Genomic DNA, 16,587 nt, shown 5'->3' on the forward strand with positions numbered 1-16,587 from the left:
CGATATTCGCTGGTCCGGGCGGGTTGCGCCTCCCTAGAGTGACCGGGCACCAGCCTCGGCCCGCAGGGAGCGGATCATGCGCACGCACTACCCCCGGACCCCGCACCTGCCCTGGTCTCCGGGTGCCACGTCCGACGACGTGCGGACCAGCGGGCCCGGCATGCTGGCCGGGTTCGCCGGGCGCGAGGTCGTGGTCACCGAGAAGCTCGACGGCGAGAACACCACCCTCTACGCCGACGGCCTGCACGCGCGGTCGCTCGACTCGGGCCACCATCCGTCGCGGGCTTGGGTGAAGGGCCTGCAGAGCCGTATCGGCCCGGGGATCCCGGCCGGTTGGCGGGTGTGCGGAGAGAACGTGTACGCCCGGCACTCGCTCGCGTACGAGGAACTCGACGCGTGGTTCTACGGGTTCTCGGTGTGGGACGGCGACCACTGCCTGGACTGGGACCGGACGGCGCGCTTCCTGCGCGGCCTCGGGATCCCGGGACCGCGCGTCCTGTGGCGCGGCGTCTTCGACGAGCGGGCACTGCGCCGGCTCCGGCTCGACACCACGCGGCAGGAGGGGTACGTGGTCCGCACGACGGCCGGGTTCGAACGGGCCGACTTCGGGCGGGGCGTGGCCAAGTGGGTACGCGGCGGACACGTGCGGACGGACACGCACTGGATGTACGCCCAGGTGGTACCGAACGGGCTCGGTCCCGCGGCCGCCCTCTGGGACGCCCGGTCGGGCGCGGATCCGGACGCCGCCGGGCTGCTCCGAGCGGTGGGCGCGGACGCGGCGGTGGACGCGGCGGGAGTCGCGGGACTGGTCGCCGAAGTGGCCGACCGCATCGACGGGTTGAGCGTACGCAGGTCCGGTGAGGACCGGCTGGCCGGGATCCTGGCGGCGGCCCTGCGCGGCGTACCGCGAGCCGCGCTCGCACCCCGGCTGGCGGCGGGACCGCTCGGAATGGCCACCGCACGGCGGGTCGCGGATCTGGTCGGGCTCTACCCGGCGCTGCGCAGACCCTTCCCCCATCCGGACACGGAACGGCGGGCGGGGCTCGTACGGATGGCGGAGGCCGCCGATCTGGGGGTGCTGCACGCGCTGGCGGGGGCAGTGTCCGAGTCCGGTGCGGGCGGTGAAGCCGGTGGCGTGGCCGGGGCCGGCGAGTGCGTGGAGTGGTCCGCACTGCACGCCGAGGAGGCCGGGCTGCTCGGACCCGCGCCGCTGGAATCCCTGCGGGCCGGGCTTCGGGACGCCCTCGCCGAAGCAGGCATGGGCATGGGCGACGGACGTGGAAGCGCAGACGGGGATGCGAACGGCGGCGGGATCGGCGGTGACGCCGCCGACCGCTGCTGGGCCGAGGCGCGCCGGGCCTACGGCCAGGGCAAGCTGACCGGCCCCGAGGAGGCGGTCGCGGCTACCTGGCGGTGGCGGGACGGCGCTTCCTTCCCCCGGCTGGTTCAGCTGTGCGGCCCCTCGGGCAGCGGGAAGAGCACCTACGCCCGGAACCTGCCCGGAGTGGAGGCCTACATCAGCCTCGACGAGCTGCGCCGCGCCCGGGGTTCTCGTGCGGACCAGCGGGACAACGCGGACGTGCTCCGGGAGGGCCTCGACCTTCTCGACTCCGCACTCGCCTCGGCCGCGCGACGAGGGGGCACGGTGGTGTGGGACGCGACCTCCCTCACCGCTCGGCAGCGCGGCCTGGCCGGCGCCGTCGCCCTGCGGCGCGACGCTCTGGTCACCCACGCCGTGCTGCTGGTCGAGGAGGCGGAGCTGGTGCGCCGCAACTCCACGCGGGCGGACCCGGTACCGGAACAGGTGCTGACATCGCAGCTCCGGCGGTTCGCCCCGCCGTATCCCGGCGAGGCGCACCGCACGTGGTACCTCGGGGCGGACGGAACCGTCGAGGACACGGCGGGCGCGATCGGTGCGACGACCCGTACGGCTACCCGCGGGGCTGCCCGTACGGCTGCCGGCGAGGAGGGCTGATGCGTACCAGCGAGGAGCTCTACCACCAGGTCCGCTGGGACCCCCGCTTCGACCCCGCCCGGTTCACTCTGGGCCTGCTGCAGCGCGGAGCCGCACCGAAGCGGGTGCCCCTCCCGTCCTTCGTGCCCGGGGGCGACATCCCCTGGCACCGGGTGCTGTTCGTGGAAGCCGACGGCGAGCTGGTGTGGGACCGGGCGACGGGCCTGGACGTCATCGACAGCACCGCGGCCGGACGGGTCCGCGACCCGAGGCTGCTGGGGGCGCCGTTCTTCACCGCGCGGACCCCCTACGCATGGGACGCGTCCGGAGGCGGCGCGTGGCGGGCGGCGCACGAGGGCGAAGTCCGCACCCAAAGGCCGTCGCGCGTGCGCCTGTTGACATGGAACACGCTCTGGGACCGGTACGACGCCCCGCTCATCGCCACCGCGCGGCGCAGGCCGTTGCTGCTGGCGGACCTCGCGGCGGCCGACGCCGACGTGATCGCGCTCCAGGAGGTGGAGCGCGAACTGCTCGCCATGCTGCTCGCCGAGCCGTGGGTCCGCGCCTCGTACACGGTCGCCGCGGACCCGGGCGGCCGGGACGTGGCGGACAGCGGTCTGCTGGTGCTGAGCCGGCTGCCGGTGCGGGAGGCGGGCGTTCACGTGCTGGCTCCGCACAAGGCGGTCGTCGCCGTGACCGTGGACACCGCGGCGGGGCCGCTGGTGGTCGCGGCCACACATCTGACGAGCGACCACACGGAGCGCGGCGAGGACCGGCGCACGGTCGAACTGGCGCGGCTCTCCGAGGGGTTGTCAGGGATCGAGACGGCCGATGTGGCCCTGCTCGGCGACTTCAACGACGGCCGGTCGGGAGGAGCGGGTCCGGCGGCGGCGCTGGGGCTTCGGGACGCGTGGACCGAGGCGCACGGAGCGCGGGACGGGACCCCTACCTTCGATCCGGTGGCCAATCCGCTCGCGGCGGTGGGGTCGCTGTCGGGGCGGGCCGCTCGCCTGGACCGGATCCTGCTGCGGTCGCGGGAAGCTCGCGTGGCGGAGGCCGCACTGCGCGGCGCCTCCCCGGCCGCGGACGGACTGTTCATCTCCGACCATTACGGGGTCGAGGCCTGCGTGGACTTCCGCCCGGCGCCCGCCGGGCGCGGAGGCGGCGGCACAGGCTCCGGGCACGCGGTGCTGGACGCGCAGGCCACCGCGCGGACGGCGGTGGCGTGGCTGGCGCCGCGGGACGAGGCGGTGGAGGCGCTCCGTCGCGCACACGACCCGCAGGCGGAGCGCTGGCCCGCGCACGTGAACCTGCTCTTCGGCTTCGTGCCGGAGTCCTCCTTCGAGGCGGCACTGCCCCTGCTGGCCGAAGCGGCCGCGGAATCGGCCGCGTTCACGGCACGACTGGAGGGCGTGTACGCCTTCGGCCCGACCGTGTGGCTGGACCCGGCGGCGGCGGGCGACGCGCCGTGGCAGGAGCTGCGGCGGGCGCTGGCGGCGAGATTTCCTGGCTGCGAGAGCCGGGTCGAGGGGTTCACCCCCCATCTGACGCTGGGGCGCAGTCCCGATCCCCGTCGTGCGGAGAGGGACTTCGCCGCACGCCTCGGCGGCGGCCGGTCGGCGCGCGTGGACTCGCTCGCCGTGCTCTCCCGGCGGGGCGACAGCCCGATGGAGGTCCGGGCGACGGTGGAACTCGGAACCGGAAGGATCCGCTGGGCCGCGGAGCCCGCGCGCCCCGCGACGGGCCGGGCGGACGGCGCGGGGCCGTCCGGAGCCGAGGCCGACGCGGACGCGGACTCCGTCACGGCGCGGATCGTGGCGGCGCTGCCCGAGGGGGTCGTGCACGTGGCCGGTTCGCGCCGGATGGGCTGTGCGCTGCCGGACTCGGATCTGGATCTGGTCGCGGCCCTGCCCGGCACCGTCGCCCTGGCGGAGGTACGGGCGCGGGTCGCCTCGGCGCTCCCCGAGGCGGAGCGGCTCCGCGAGGTGACCGGCGCCCGGGTGCCGGGCCTGCGGCTGAGCGTCGCCGGGCTGGACGTGGACCTGGTGGTGGTCGCCACGGGGCCGGTACCGCCCGACCGGGCCGTCGCCCGCCGGGCGCAGCTGGGCGAGGCGGCCGCGGTGGCGCTGAGCGCGGTGAGCGACGCCGACGCGGTACGGGCCTTCGTGCACGCGGAGCACGCGCCCAACGCCGCCCCGGCCCCCGCGGCGTCCGTGGCCCCCGGGCCCGCCGCGTCCGTAGACCCGGAGCACGCGGCCTCCATAGACCCGCAACACGCCACGTCCGCAAACCCCGGCCCCGCCACGTCCACAGCCCCCGGCCCCGCCGTGTCCGCAGACCCGGAAGACGCCACCTCCGCAGCCCCCGGCCCCGCCGCCTCCACAGACCCCGAAGACGCCACCTCCGCAGCCCCCGGCCCCGCCGCCTCCACAGACCCCGAAGACGCCCCCTCCGCAGACAACGAGCACGCCACCTCCGCAGCCCCGCAACACGCCACGTCCGTGGACCCGGAGCACGCCGCGTTCGCCCGGCTGGCGCGCGAGGTCAAGGTCTGGGCGCGGGCGCGGGGTCTGGACTCGGCGCCCTTCGGCGGCCTGCCGGGGATTGCGTGGGCCGTGCTGGCCGCCCATACGGTCCCTGCCGCCCCGGACCTCTCCCCCGGGCCCCTGCTCCGCACCTTCTTCGCCACCTGGGCCGCCTGGGACTGGCGCACGCCGGTGAGCCTGGCCCCGGTCGCGGACCCGACAGGGGGCGGCGGCGCGGACGCCGTCACCGTGCTGACCCCGTCCACCCCGGTCCGTAGCTGCACCGCCCAAGTCGACTCCGGTACCGCCGACTTCCTGACGCGGGAGCTGTTCGCCGCATGGGAGGCGCTGGAGGAGAGCCCGACCGCACAGCTCGCCGCCGCCGCGCCCCCGCACCGCCGGCACGCCGCCTGGGCCGTGGTCACCGTGACCGGCTCCCGGCCCCGCGACTTCGAGGACAACCTCGGCCGTACGCGCGGCCGACTGCGCGCCCTGCTCGGCTCCTTGGCGGAAGCGGGCCTCACGGACGCGCACGCCTGGCCCCGGCCCTTCGAGCGGACCCCGACCGTGGCCCGCTTCGCGATCGGCCTCGGCCGCACACCGCCGGACCCGAACGCCCTGGCGGCCCTCACCGCACCCTGGTCGGCGACACTCCCCGGCACCGAGGTGACGTGGGCGGATTGCGGCACCGTTCCCGATCTCCTCTGACGACAAGTAACGAACACAGGGCAGCCCGGTACGACCATCGGGCCCCACTCTCCGAACGCGGCCCCGGGTCGACCAGGGCGTCCGCCCCGCCGTAGCGGGCACGGCGAGACGGAGCGGTCAGAGCCTCAGTAGAGTCCTGTGAAGTTTTTTCGTCAACACTTTTCACAAGGATTGAAGAAACTCCGAGTTCACAGGCCTGATGCGTGGTTGACACGTCGTTGGATCTTCAGTTCATGAACGCTCAAACCCTTGACGGCCCCGGCGCCGGGCAGTTCACTCACGCTTCGATCCCCCCGGATCCACAACGTCAGGAGTAGCCCCGCATGCCCCTCCCCTCCACTCACCCGCCCCACCCGGCGCGCCGCCCCTCGCGGCCGTCCCGGCTGACCGTCGCCTCCCTCGCGGCCGCCCTGGTCGCGGCCCTCCTCGTGCTTCTGCCGGGCACTGCGGCCACCGCCGCACCCACGCTCCTCTCCCAGGGCAAGGCCGCCACCGCCTCCTCCACCGAGGGCGCCGGCACCCCGGCCTCCGCTGCGGTCGACGGCGACAACGGCACCCGCTGGTCGAGCCAGTTCGCCGATCCGCAGTGGATACAGGTCGACCTCGGCGCGTCGGCTCAGCTCAGCCAGGTCGTCCTGCGCTGGGAGACCGCCGCCGCCGCGAAGGCGTACCGCGTCGAGCTGTCCACGGACGGCACCAACTGGTCCACGGCCTACTCCACGACCAGCTCCACCGGCGGAGTCCAAACCCACGACGTCACCGGAACCGCCCGCTACGTCCGCGTGTACGGCACCCAGCGCACCACCGGATACGGCTACTCGCTCTGGGAGTTCCAGGTCTACGGAACGACCGGGGGCACCGGCCCCACCCTTCCCGGCGGCGGTGACCTCGGCCCCAACGTGATCGTCTTCGATCCGTCGACGCCGAACATCCAGGCCAAGCTGGACGAGGTCTTCACCCAGCAGGAGTCGGCGCAGTTCGGCTCCGGGCGCTACCAGTTCCTCTTCAAGCCGGGCACCTACAACGGCCTCAACGCCCAGATCGGCTTCTACACCTCGATCTCCGGCCTCGGGCTGAGCCCGGACGACACCACCATCAACGGTGACGTCACCGTCGACGCGGGCTGGTTCGGCGGCAACGCCACCCAGAACTTCTGGCGTTCGGCCGAGAACCTGGCGCTGAACCCGGTCAGCGGCACCAACCGCTGGGCCGTCTCCCAGGCCGCGCCGTTCCGCCGGATGCACATCAAGGGCGGCCTCAACCTCGCCCCGAACGGCTACGGCTGGGCCTCGGGCGGCTACATCGCCGACTCGAAGATCGACGGCCAGGTCGGCAACTACTCGCAGCAGCAGTGGTACACCCGTGACAGCTCCATCGGCAGCTGGTCCAACGGCGTCTGGAACCAGGTCTTCTCCGGCACCCAGGGCGCGCCCGCACAGAGCTTCCCGGAGCCGCGCTACACCACCCTCGACACCACCCCGGTCTCCCGCGAGAAGCCGTTCCTGTACCTGGACGGCTCCGAGTACAAGGTGTTCGTCCCCGCCAAGCGCGTGAACGCACGCGGCACTTCCTGGGGCAACGGCGCTCCGCAGGGCACCTCGGTCCCGCTGAGCCAGTTCTACGTCGTCAAGCCCGGCACGAGCGCCGCGACGATGAACCAGGCGCTGGCCCAGGGCCTGCACCTGCTCTTCACCCCGGGCGTCTACCACGTCGACCAGACCATCCAGGTCAACCGCGCCGACACGGTCGTCCTGGGCCTCGGCCTCGCCACCATCATCCCGGACAACGGGGTGACGGCGATGAAGGTCGCCGACGTCGACGGCGTGAAGCTCGCCGGATTCCTGATCGACGCGGGCCTGGTCAACTCCCCCACCCTGCTGGAGGTCGGCCCGGCCGGCGCCGCCACGGACCACGCGGCGAACCCGACCACCGTCCAGGACGTCTTCATCCGCGTCGGCGGCGCCGGCGCCGGCAAGGCCACGGTGGGCATGGTGGTCAACAGCCACGACACGATCGTCGACCACACCTGGATCTGGCGCGCCGACCACGGCGACGGGGTGGGCTGGGAGACCAACCGCTCCGACTACGGGTTCCGCGTCAACGGTGACGACGTGCTGGCCACCGGCCTGTTCGTCGAGCACTTCAACAAGTACGACGTGGAGTGGAACGGCGAGCGCGGCCGCACGATCTTCTTCCAGAACGAGAAGGCGTACGACGCCCCCAACCAGGCCGCGATCCAGAACGGTTCGATCAAGGGGTACGCCGCCTACAAGGTCGCCGACTCGGTCAACACCCACGAGGGATGGGGACTGGGCAGCTACTGCTTCTACAACGTCGACCCGACGATCCGTCAGGATCACGGCTTCCAGGTGCCGGTGAAGCCGGGTGTGAAGTTCCACGACATCCTCGTGGTCTCGCTCGGCGGCAACGGCCAGTTCGAGCACGTCATCAACAACACGGGCGCGCCGACCTCGGGCACCTCGACCATCCCCTCCACCGTCGTCTCCTTCCCCTGATCCACCCCTGACCCCCGGAAAACGCGGGGCGGCTGCCGGCCGCCCCGCGATTTCCGGGCCATCCGAGAGAGCGCTCTCCCACTACGGACCTCCCCCGCCCTCCCCCAGAAGGAGCTGAACGATGAACCTCCGACCGCGGACGCCGTCCGCATTCCTGGTCGCGGCTGCCGTCGCCGTGACCGCGGCCGCCGGTCTCGGCGCCACCGCGCTCACGGCCCAGGCCACGCCCGACTCCGCCACCGCCACCGCCCCCGTCCACGCGAACATGAACCACGCCGCCGCCCCGCTCGCCGGCGGCGACGACCCCGACGGAGACGGCTACATCCCGGCCGTTCCTCAGGTCACCGGCGTGACCCCGTCCTGGAACAACCCGCCGGACCGCTACTTCCACGAGTTCCAGGCCAACTGCTCGGTCACCAAGACCGCACCCGACGACCCGATCGTCTACGCGGGCCGGCCGGGCGCCTCGCACGACCACACCTTCATGGGCAACACCGGCACGGACGCCAACAGCACCACGGCCTCACTGAGCGCCGGCGGCACGGCCTGCACCGCGGTCGGCGACCTGTCCGGCTACTGGATGCCGACGCTCTACAACGGCAACCAGAAGGTCCTGCCCGCCGGCCCCCAGGTCATCTACTACAAGACCGGGGTCACCGACTACACGAGCGTGCGCCCCTTCCCCAAGGGTCTGCGGTTCCTCGTCGGCAGCCCGACCCAGACCGCGGCGGAGTTCCGCGGCCACAAGGGCTGGGTCGAGGGCTGGGAGTGCGGCGACAGCTTCAGGAACACCGAGTTCCCGGCCAACTGCCCGGCCGGCACCCAGCTGAACATCCGCATGCAGTCGCCCAGTTGCTGGGACGGCAAGAACCTCGACACCCCGGACCACAAGGCGCACATGGCCTACCCGGTCACCAAGCCCGGCACCAACGACAACGTCTGCCCCGCTTCCCACCCGGTCGCGGTCCCGATGGTCGAGTTCAAGATGGCCTTCCCGGTCAGCGGGGACATGTCGCAGGTCAGGCTGTCCAGCGGGTCCGGGCACTCCTTCCACTACGACTTCTTCAACGCGTGGGACGAGCGCACCCTCAGCGCCATGGTCGAGCACTGCATCAAGGGCGGCCTGCAGTGCAACAACCGTGGCTACGACCAGTTCCACCCGGAGGCCGGCACCGTGCTCGGCCCAGACGGACGGCTCCCGTAGCACTCCCCCTCCCCCCACCCCCTCCCAAGGAGGTTCCTGCATGCTCACCCGCATGCGCAGCACCGTCATCACCGCCGCCCTGCTCGCGGGCGCCGTCACCCTCGTCCCCGCCGGTCCGGCCCAGGCCGCCGGCAGCGTGGTCAAGGTGACCGGGTCCCAGGGCAACTGGCAGCTGACCGTGAACGGTTCTCCGTACCTCGTCAAGGGCGTCACCTGGGGACCTTCCCCGGCCGACGCCGCGCGCCTGCTCCCCGACGTGAAGTCGCTGGGCGCCAACACCATCCGCACCTGGGGCACCGACGCCGGCAGCGCCCAGCTGTTCGACGCCGCCAACGCGAACAACGTCAAGGTGGTGGCCGGCTTCTGGCTCCAGCCCGGCGGCGGTCCGGGCAGCGGCGGCTGCACGAACTACGTCACGGACACGACGTACAAGAACACCATGCTGGCCGAGTTCACCAAGTGGGTGCAGACCTACCGCGACAACCCGGCCGTCCTGATGTGGAACGTGGGCAACGAGTCGGTGCTCGGCCTGCAGAACTGCTACTCCGGCACCGAGCTGGAGAACCAGCGCAACGCGTACACGACGTTCGTGAACGACGTGGCGAAAGCCATCCACCGCATCGACGCCAACCACCCGGTCACCTCCACCGACGCCTGGGTGGGCGCCTGGACGTACTACAAGCGCAACTCGCCGGACCTGGACCTCTACGCGGTCAACGCCTACAAGGAAGCCTGCGGGGTCAAGCAGGCCTGGCAGCAGGGCGGTTACACCAAGCCCTACATCATCACGGAGACCGGTCCGGCGGGTGAGTGGGAGGTCCCGAACGACGCGAACGGCGTCCCGTTGGAGCCCGGCGACCAGGCCAAGGCCGACGGCTACACCAACGCCTGGAACTGTGTCACCGGACACGGGGGCGTCGCCCTGGGCGCCACGGTCTTCCACTACGGCACCGAGTACGACTTCGGCGGGCACTGGTTCAACCTGACCCCGGCCGGGGAGCGCCGCAAGATGTACTACGCCGTCAAGCGGGCCTACGGCGGCAACGCCGCGGGCGACAACCTCCCTCCCACCGTCTCCGTCCCCTCCGTCCCCGACCCGGGCGCCGTCCCGGCCGGCAAGGAGATCACCATCCAGGCCCCGGCGACCGACCCCGAGGGCGACCAGCTCTCGTACGAAGTGCTCTGGGGCAGCAAGTACGTGGACGGGGGCGGCGGGCTGATCTCGGTCCCGTCGACCCACCTGGGGAACGGGACGCTCAAGGCCGCGGCACCCGCGAAGACCGGCGCGTGGAAGCTCTACGTCAAGGCCAAGGACGGCCGCGGCAACGTGGGTGTCGAGCAGCGCTCGGTGAGGGTGGTCCCGCCGCCGGTGCCGGGCACGAACGTGGCACTGAACCGGCCGACGACCGCCTCCACGTACCAGAACGACGGATACGGCGGCTGCCCCTGCGGTCCGCAACTGGCCACGGACGGCAACAACACCACGCGCTGGGCCACCACTTGGGCCGACGCCCAGTGGCTCCAGGTGGACCTCGGGTCGGTGCGGCAGCTCAAGCACGCGCAGTTGGTGTGGGAGACCGCCTACGGCAAGGCCTACACCATCCAGGTGTCGGACGACGGCCAGAACTGGCTTACGGCCCACGCCACTTCGAACGGTGACGGCGGCATCGACGACTTCGACATCTCCGCGTCGGGCCGCTACGTACGCCTCGACCTGACCCAGCGGGGAACCGGCTACGGCTACTCCCTGTTCCACTTCGGCGTCTACGCCTGATCCCTGGCCCGACGCCCCGCACGCTCCGCGCGCCGCCCGAACCTGACCCGGGCGGCGCGCGGTTGTGCGCTCGGCGGCTCCCCGGCGTCAGACCTCCAGGATGATCTTCCCGGCGGTGTGGCCCTCCCGGCTGAGCTCGAAGGCGGCGGGCAGTTCCGCGAGCGGGAAGGTCTCGGCGACGGTGACGGTGAGCTGTCCGGCGTCGGCCAGCCGGCCCAGCTCGGCGAGGTCGGAGCCGACGGGCCGTACCCACATCCACTGGCCGCCGGCGCCGAGCACGGTGTGGTCGGCGATGGAGGCGTGCCGGCCGCCCTCGGCCAGGACCGCCAGGGTGGTGTCGAGGACTCCCCCGACGAAGTCGGCGACGACGGTGACGCCCTCGGGCGCCAGGGCGCGGACCCGGTCCGCGAGGCCGTCGCCGTACTCGACGGGTTCGCAGCCCAGCTCGCGCAGCCGGTCGTGGTTGCGCGCGGAGGCCGTACCGATGACGCGGGCCCCGAGTGCGCGGGCGATCTGCACGCCCAGGGAGCCTACGCCGCCCGCGGCTCCGTGCACGAGGACGGTGTCCTCCTTGCCGGTGTCCAGGCGTGTCAGCAGCTGGTACGCGGTGAGCCCGGCCAGCGGCAGCCCCGCGGCCTGCTGCCAGGTCAGGGAGGCGGGCTTGGGCGCGAGGGCCCGTACGGGCACGGTGACGAACTCGGCGAAGGTGCCGCCGTGGACGTAGTCCTTGCGGGCGTAGGCGATCACCTCGTCGCTCGCGGTGAACTCCGGGGTGTCGATGCCCGCGTACTCGACCGTCCCGGCCACGTCCCAGCCGGGGACGACGGGGTACACCACGTCCATCAGCCCGTCGAGTCCACCCGCCATGATCTTCCAGTCGACGGGGTTCACGGAGGCGCACCGGACCCGGACCAGGACCTCGCCGGGGCCGACCTTGGGCACCGGGATCCGGGTCTCGGAGAGCACCTCCACTCCGCCGTACGTGTCGTACGTCATCGCCCGCATGGTGCCCTCTTGGTCCTCGGACATACCTCTCGCCTCTCGCTGAGCCGGTCGCGTGCCCCCCGCCGCCCCCATCCCACCACGAAGAGCCGCGCCCGCCCCGGGAGGAGGGGCGGGCGCGGCGCGGCGGAGCGGTTCCGGCACGGGAGGGAGGCAAGGAGGGAGGGAAGGAACCGGGCAGGGGCTACAGGGCCCGGTGGGCGGCGATCACGTCCGCGTAGTGGCGTCCGCTGGTCTTCACGGTGCGCTGCTGGGTCTCGTAGTCCACGTGGACCAGGCCGAACCGCTTGTCGTAGCCGTAGGCCCATTCGAAGTTGTCGAGGAGGGACCAGGCGTAGTAGCCGGCCAGCGGTGCGCCGCGGCGGGCCGCGCGGGCGCAGGCGGCCAGGTGGGCCGTCAGGTACGCGGTGCGCTCGGGGTCGTGGACGCTGCCGTCGGGGGCGACGGCGTCGGGGTACGAGGACCCGTTCTCTGTGATGAGGATGCGCCGGGCGCCGTACTCCTCGGTCAGCCGCATGATCAGGGACTCCAGGCCGTCCGCGTCGACCTCCCAGTCCATGCCGGTGCGCGGGACGCCGGGCCGGTCGATCATCCGGGCGTGGGGGGCCGCGCCGTGCGGGTCGGCGGTGACCACCTGCGGGAAGTAGTAGTTCAGGCCGATCCAGTCGAGCGGGGCCGCGATGGTCTCCAGGTCGCCGGGCCGCTCGGGGAGCTCGACTCCGTAGACCTCCCGCATGTCGGCGGGGAAGCCGCGGCCGTGCACCGGGTCGAGCCACCAGCGGTTGACGTGGCCGTCCATCCGGCGGGCGGCCGCGCGGTCGGAGTCGCTGTCGGTGGCGGGCTCGACGGTGGAGAGGTTGTTGACGATGCCGATCCGCGCGCCGGGTGCTGCGGCGCGGACGGCCTGTGCGGCCAGGCCGTGGCCGAGCAGCAGGTGGTAGGAGGCGCGGACGGCGGCGGTGAGGTCGGTCCGGCCCGGGGCCATCCTGCCTTCGAGGTGGCCGATCCACGCCGAGCAGAGGGGTTCGTTGAGGGTCGCCCACTGGGTGACGCGGTCGCCGAGGCGCTCCGCGACGGTTCCGGCGTACGCGGCGAAGTGCTCGGCGGTGGCCCGCTCGGGCCAGCCGCCGCGGTCCTGCAGGGCCTGTGGGAGGTCCCAGTGGTAGAGGGTGACCGACGGTTCGATGCCGGCGGCGAGCAGGCCGTCGATCAACTGGTCGTAGAAGTCGAGGCCCTTGGCGTTGACCGGGCCGTCGCCGCCGGGCAGGACGCGCGGCCAGGCGATGGAGAGCCGGTAGGCGTTGGTGCCGAGCTGCCGCATCAGGTCGATGTCCTCGCGCCAGCGGTGGTAGTGGTCGCAGGCGGTGTCGCCGTTGTGACCGCCGTCGATGGCACCGGGGACGCGGGTGAAGGTGTCCCAGATGGACGGGGACCGGCCGTCCTCGGTGACGGCTCCCTCGATCTGGTAGGCGGAGGTGGCGGTGCCCCAGACGAAGTCGCGCGGGAGGGCGGCGAGGTCGATGGAATCGCGGGCGGTGTCGAGACGGCCCGCGTCGGAACGTTCTGCGTACAGGGTCATTTGACGGCTCCTGCCGTGAGTCCGGCCACCAAGTACCGCTGCAGCAGCAGGAATCCGGCGACGATGGGGATGCTGACGACGAGCGACGCGGCCATGATCTGGTTCCAGTAGACGTCGTTCTGCGTGGAGTAGCCCTGCAGTCCGACGGCGAGGGTCCGGGTGGCGTCGTTCGTCATGACGGAGGCGAAGAGCACTTCGCCCCAGGCGGTCATGAACGCGTAGACGGCGACGGCGACGATGCCGGGTACGGCGGCCGGGATGACGACGCGGAAGAGCGCGCCGAGCGGTCCGCAGCCGTCCACGGTGGCGGCTTCGTCGAGCTCGCGGGGCACCGAGTCGAAGTACCCGATGAGCATCCAGATGGAGAAGGGGAGGGAGAAAGTGAGATAGGTGAGGATCAGGCCGCCGCGGGATCCGTACAGGGCGATCCCGGTGGTGTTGCCGATGTTCACGAAGATCAGGAACAGCGGGAGCAGGAAGAGGATCCCGGGGAACATCTGGGTGGACAGCACGGTCACGGTGAACAGGCGCTTGCCGCGGAAGCGGTAGCGGCTGACCCCGTACGCCGCGAAGACGGCGATCACGACGGAACAGGCGGTGGCCGAGCCCGCGACGATGAGCGAGTTCACGAAGTACTTGGCGAGCGGGACCGTGTGCCAGATGTCGATGTAGGGGCGGACGGTGAGCCCGCTGGGGATCCAGCGGAACTCTCCCGCCACGTCCTTCAGGGGTTTGAGCGAGCTGGCGGCCATCACGTAGACGGGCAGCGCGACGAAGCCGGCGAGGAGCGTGAGGAAGACGGCCCGGATCACCTTGAAGGACATCGGCGGGTCGAGCGGTGATCTCGTACGGGGCCGCGCGTGCGGGCGGCCGCGCCGGGCGGGTGCGGTGCTGCGGTCAGGCATCGGCTTCCTTCCGTCCCCGGGTCGTGACGAACAGGTAGACGGCCGTGACCAGCAGCAGGAAGAGCAGCAGCAGGACGGACATGGCCGAGCCGGTGCCGAAGTTCCAGGTCACGAAGCTGGATTGGTAGATGTGGATGGAGATGAGGTCGGCCGCTTCGGGGGCCGCCTTGCCGAACAGCACGAAGGGGGTGTTGAAGTCGTTGAAGGTCCACAGGAACAGCACGAGGATCAGCACCTGGTTGACGGCGCTGACCGAGGGCAGCGTGATCCGGCGGATCTGCTGCCAGACGCCGGCTCCGTCCAGCGCGGCCGCCTCGTAGAGGTCCTTGGGGACGTTCTGGAGCGCGGCCATCACGATCAGGAAGGCGAACGGCCAGCCCTTCCAGACCGAGACGGTCAGCAGGGCCCAGAAGCTGTTCTCGCCCAGCAGCCAGAAGGTGTGCTCGGCGCCGCCGAGACCCAGCTGGTCGTGGATGACGTGGTTCACCAGGCCGTTGTCCCGCTGGAACATGAACGCCCAGGTGATGACGGCCGCGTAGCCGGGCAGTGCGTAGGGGATCAGGAACAGGCCGCGCAGGAGTCCGCGGCCGCGGAAGGTCTCCTGCATGAACACGGCGGTGGCGGTGCCGAGGAACCAGCACAGGGCCACCGACAGGAGCGTGAACAGGCAGGTGGTGAAGAAGGAGTTGAGCAGGGCCTCGCCGACGGGCTTGTTGATGTCGACGGCGAGCGCGTAGTTGTCGAGGCCCGACCAGGGCGCGCTGGACCAGTCCCGGATGAAGAACTGGGTCAGTTGCCGGAAGCTCATCACGATGCCCATCACCATCGGGACGAGGTGGATGAGCAGTTCGAAGAACAGGGCGGGCAGGAGCAGGAGGTAGGGCAGGGCGGCGCGGCGCAGGCGCCCGGTGCGGCGTACCCGGGCAGTGGTACGCCGCACCCTTCCCGCCGTGGCGGAGGTCATGAACGGTTACTCACTTCTGCATCTGCTGCTGGGCCTTGGTGAGCTTCGCCTTGACCGACTCGGCGGTCACCGGGCGGCCGGCCGCGGCGTCGGCGAAGAGCTCCTTGACGGCGGTTCCGACCGCGGTCTCGAACTGGGACTCCTCGGGGACCTGCGGGAGCGGGGCGGCGCTGGTGGACAGGGTGTTGCGGAGCACCGTGAGGTCCTCCGTGCCGAAGGCGGCGTGCGTCTGGGCCGACTTGACCGGCGGGATGGATCCGTAGGTCTGGTTGAGGATCTTCTGCTCCTCGTCGCTGGTCATGAACTTCACGAACTTCAGGGAGCCGTCGATGTTGTCCGTGTTCTTGAAGACGGCGAGGTTGATGCCCGCGACCATGGAGTTGACGTTCTTTCCGGCGCCGGGGACGCCGCCGGCCGGGACGGGCGCGGGCGCCACGCCCCAGTCGCCCTCCTTCATGCCCTGGGCCTTGAAGCTGCTCGCCGCGTTCTGCCACAGGACCATGGCGGTCTTGCCGTTGGCGAAGTCCTGGAGGGACTGGTTCTTGTCGTACTCGGCATTGCCCGGGGCGATGATCTTGTCCTTGGCCATGAGGTCGACGTACTGCTTGACGGCGTCGACGTTGGCCGCGGTGTCGAAGGTGGGCTTGCCGCTCGCGTCGAAGAACTCCGCGCCGTGCTGCTGCGAGAAGACGAAGGCCTGGTGGATGTTGTTGGAGAGGTTCGCGCCCTCCGCGCCCAGGGCCCACTTGCCGTCCTTGGACAGCCTCTGACCGACGGTGACCATCTCGTCCCAGGTGGCCGGGGGCTTCTCGATGCCCGCCTCCTGGAACATCTTCTTGTTGTAGTAGAGCGCGTACGACATGGAGTAGAGCGGGACGGCGGCCGGGTCCTTGCCCTTGGCGCCCGCCGAGCCGATGGCGGAGTCCACGAACCGCTCCTTGCCGCCGATCGCCTCGAAGTTCTTGGCGTCCCAGGGCAGCAGGGCTCCGGTGGCCTGCAGGGAGGAAGACCAGGTGTTGCCGATGTTGAGGACGTCGGGGCCCTGTCCGGAAGCGGTGGCGGCGAGGATCCTGTTGAGCAGGTCCGACCACGGGACCACTTCGAGCTTGACCTTGATGCCGGTCTGCTCCTCGAACTTCTTCAGCTCCGGGCCGAGGGTCGCCTGGTCCGCCGCGATGTCGGGGCCCTGGTTGGAGGCCCAGTAGGTGATCTCCTTGGGGACCTTGTTGGAGCCCTCCGCGTCCGCGGATCCGCCTCCGCAGGCGGTGGCGGCTGCGAGCATGGAGACGGTGACGGCGGTGACGGCGGCGGCTCGGGTTCTGCGCATGGCGGCTCGGTCCCTTTCGGCAGGGGTGAGGAGAAGGGCCGGTGGACGGTACGAGCACCCGGCCCCAACCGGGTACTCGGCGACTCCGTTCTTTCCAGGCCTTAATTTAGGACGTGAGTTAAGCCTCGG

Annotated in this window: 10 protein-coding genes; 5 read left to right on the plus strand and 5 right to left on the minus strand. The window is 71.6% G+C overall.

Going from position 1 to position 16,587, the window contains the following annotated elements; genetic code table 11:
• The first annotated feature begins 76 nt into the window (after window positions 1–76).
• The 5 genes from AC6CKD_RS17365 (at window position 77) to AC6CKD_RS17385 (ending at window position 10,681) form a co-directional block, all read left to right on the plus strand.
• The gene (locus AC6CKD_RS17365; RefSeq protein ID WP_498328360.1) at window positions 77–1,975 is read left to right on the plus strand and encodes an RNA ligase family protein; all 1,899 of its coding nucleotides are present in this window, start codon (window positions 77–79) and stop codon (window positions 1,973–1,975) included.
• The gene (locus tag AC6CKD_RS17370) at window positions 1,975–5,187 is read left to right on the plus strand and encodes a poly(A) polymerase (protein WP_498328361.1); all 3,213 of its coding nucleotides are present in this window, start codon (window positions 1,975–1,977) and stop codon (window positions 5,185–5,187) included. Before AC6CKD_RS17365 ends, AC6CKD_RS17370 begins: the two co-directional genes overlap by 1 nt.
• Window positions 5,188–5,510: 323 nt before the next feature.
• Window positions 5,511–7,703 carry a pectate lyase-like domain-containing protein gene (locus AC6CKD_RS17375; protein ID WP_498328362.1) on the plus strand — a complete coding sequence of 731 codons (2,193 nt, stop codon included), beginning with the start codon at window positions 5,511–5,513 and terminating at the stop codon, window positions 7,701–7,703.
• A gap of 121 nt (window positions 7,704–7,824) precedes the next feature.
• On the plus strand, window positions 7,825–8,907 hold the full coding sequence (locus AC6CKD_RS17380) for a DUF1996 domain-containing protein (protein WP_498328363.1): 1,083 nt from the start codon (window positions 7,825–7,827) through the stop codon (window positions 8,905–8,907).
• 40 nt (window positions 8,908–8,947) lie between these two features.
• Window positions 8,948–10,681 carry a discoidin domain-containing protein gene (locus AC6CKD_RS17385; protein WP_498328364.1) on the plus strand — a complete coding sequence of 578 codons (1,734 nt, stop codon included), beginning with the start codon at window positions 8,948–8,950 and terminating at the stop codon, window positions 10,679–10,681.
• 87 nt (window positions 10,682–10,768) lie between these two features.
• Here the strand turns inward: AC6CKD_RS17385 and AC6CKD_RS17390 are convergent, their stop codons facing one another.
• From AC6CKD_RS17390 to AC6CKD_RS17410, 5 genes are all read right to left on the minus strand, one after another.
• Entirely contained in the window at window positions 10,769–11,686 is a 918-nt protein-coding gene (locus tag AC6CKD_RS17390; protein ID WP_498328606.1) for an NADP-dependent oxidoreductase, read from the minus strand.
• A 181-nt stretch (window positions 11,687–11,867) separates the two neighbouring features.
• Window positions 11,868–13,262, minus strand: coding sequence for a GH1 family beta-glucosidase (locus AC6CKD_RS17395; protein WP_498328365.1), 1,395 nt, complete (start codon window positions 13,260–13,262; stop codon window positions 11,868–11,870).
• Window positions 13,259–14,167, minus strand: coding sequence for a carbohydrate ABC transporter permease (locus AC6CKD_RS17400; protein ID WP_498328366.1), 909 nt, complete (start codon window positions 14,165–14,167; stop codon window positions 13,259–13,261). Before AC6CKD_RS17400 ends, AC6CKD_RS17395 begins: the two co-directional genes overlap by 4 nt.
• Window positions 14,160–15,131, minus strand: coding sequence for a carbohydrate ABC transporter permease (locus AC6CKD_RS17405; protein WP_498328367.1), 972 nt, complete (start codon window positions 15,129–15,131; stop codon window positions 14,160–14,162). Before AC6CKD_RS17405 ends, AC6CKD_RS17400 begins: the two co-directional genes overlap by 8 nt.
• A 10-nt stretch (window positions 15,132–15,141) precedes the next feature.
• The gene (locus AC6CKD_RS17410; protein WP_498328368.1) at window positions 15,142–16,458 is read right to left on the minus strand and encodes an ABC transporter substrate-binding protein; all 1,317 of its coding nucleotides are present in this window, start codon (window positions 16,456–16,458) and stop codon (window positions 15,142–15,144) included.
• Window positions 16,459–16,587: the final 129 nt, after the last annotated feature.

This window comes from Streptomyces sp. GQ60, assembly GCF_059758875.1.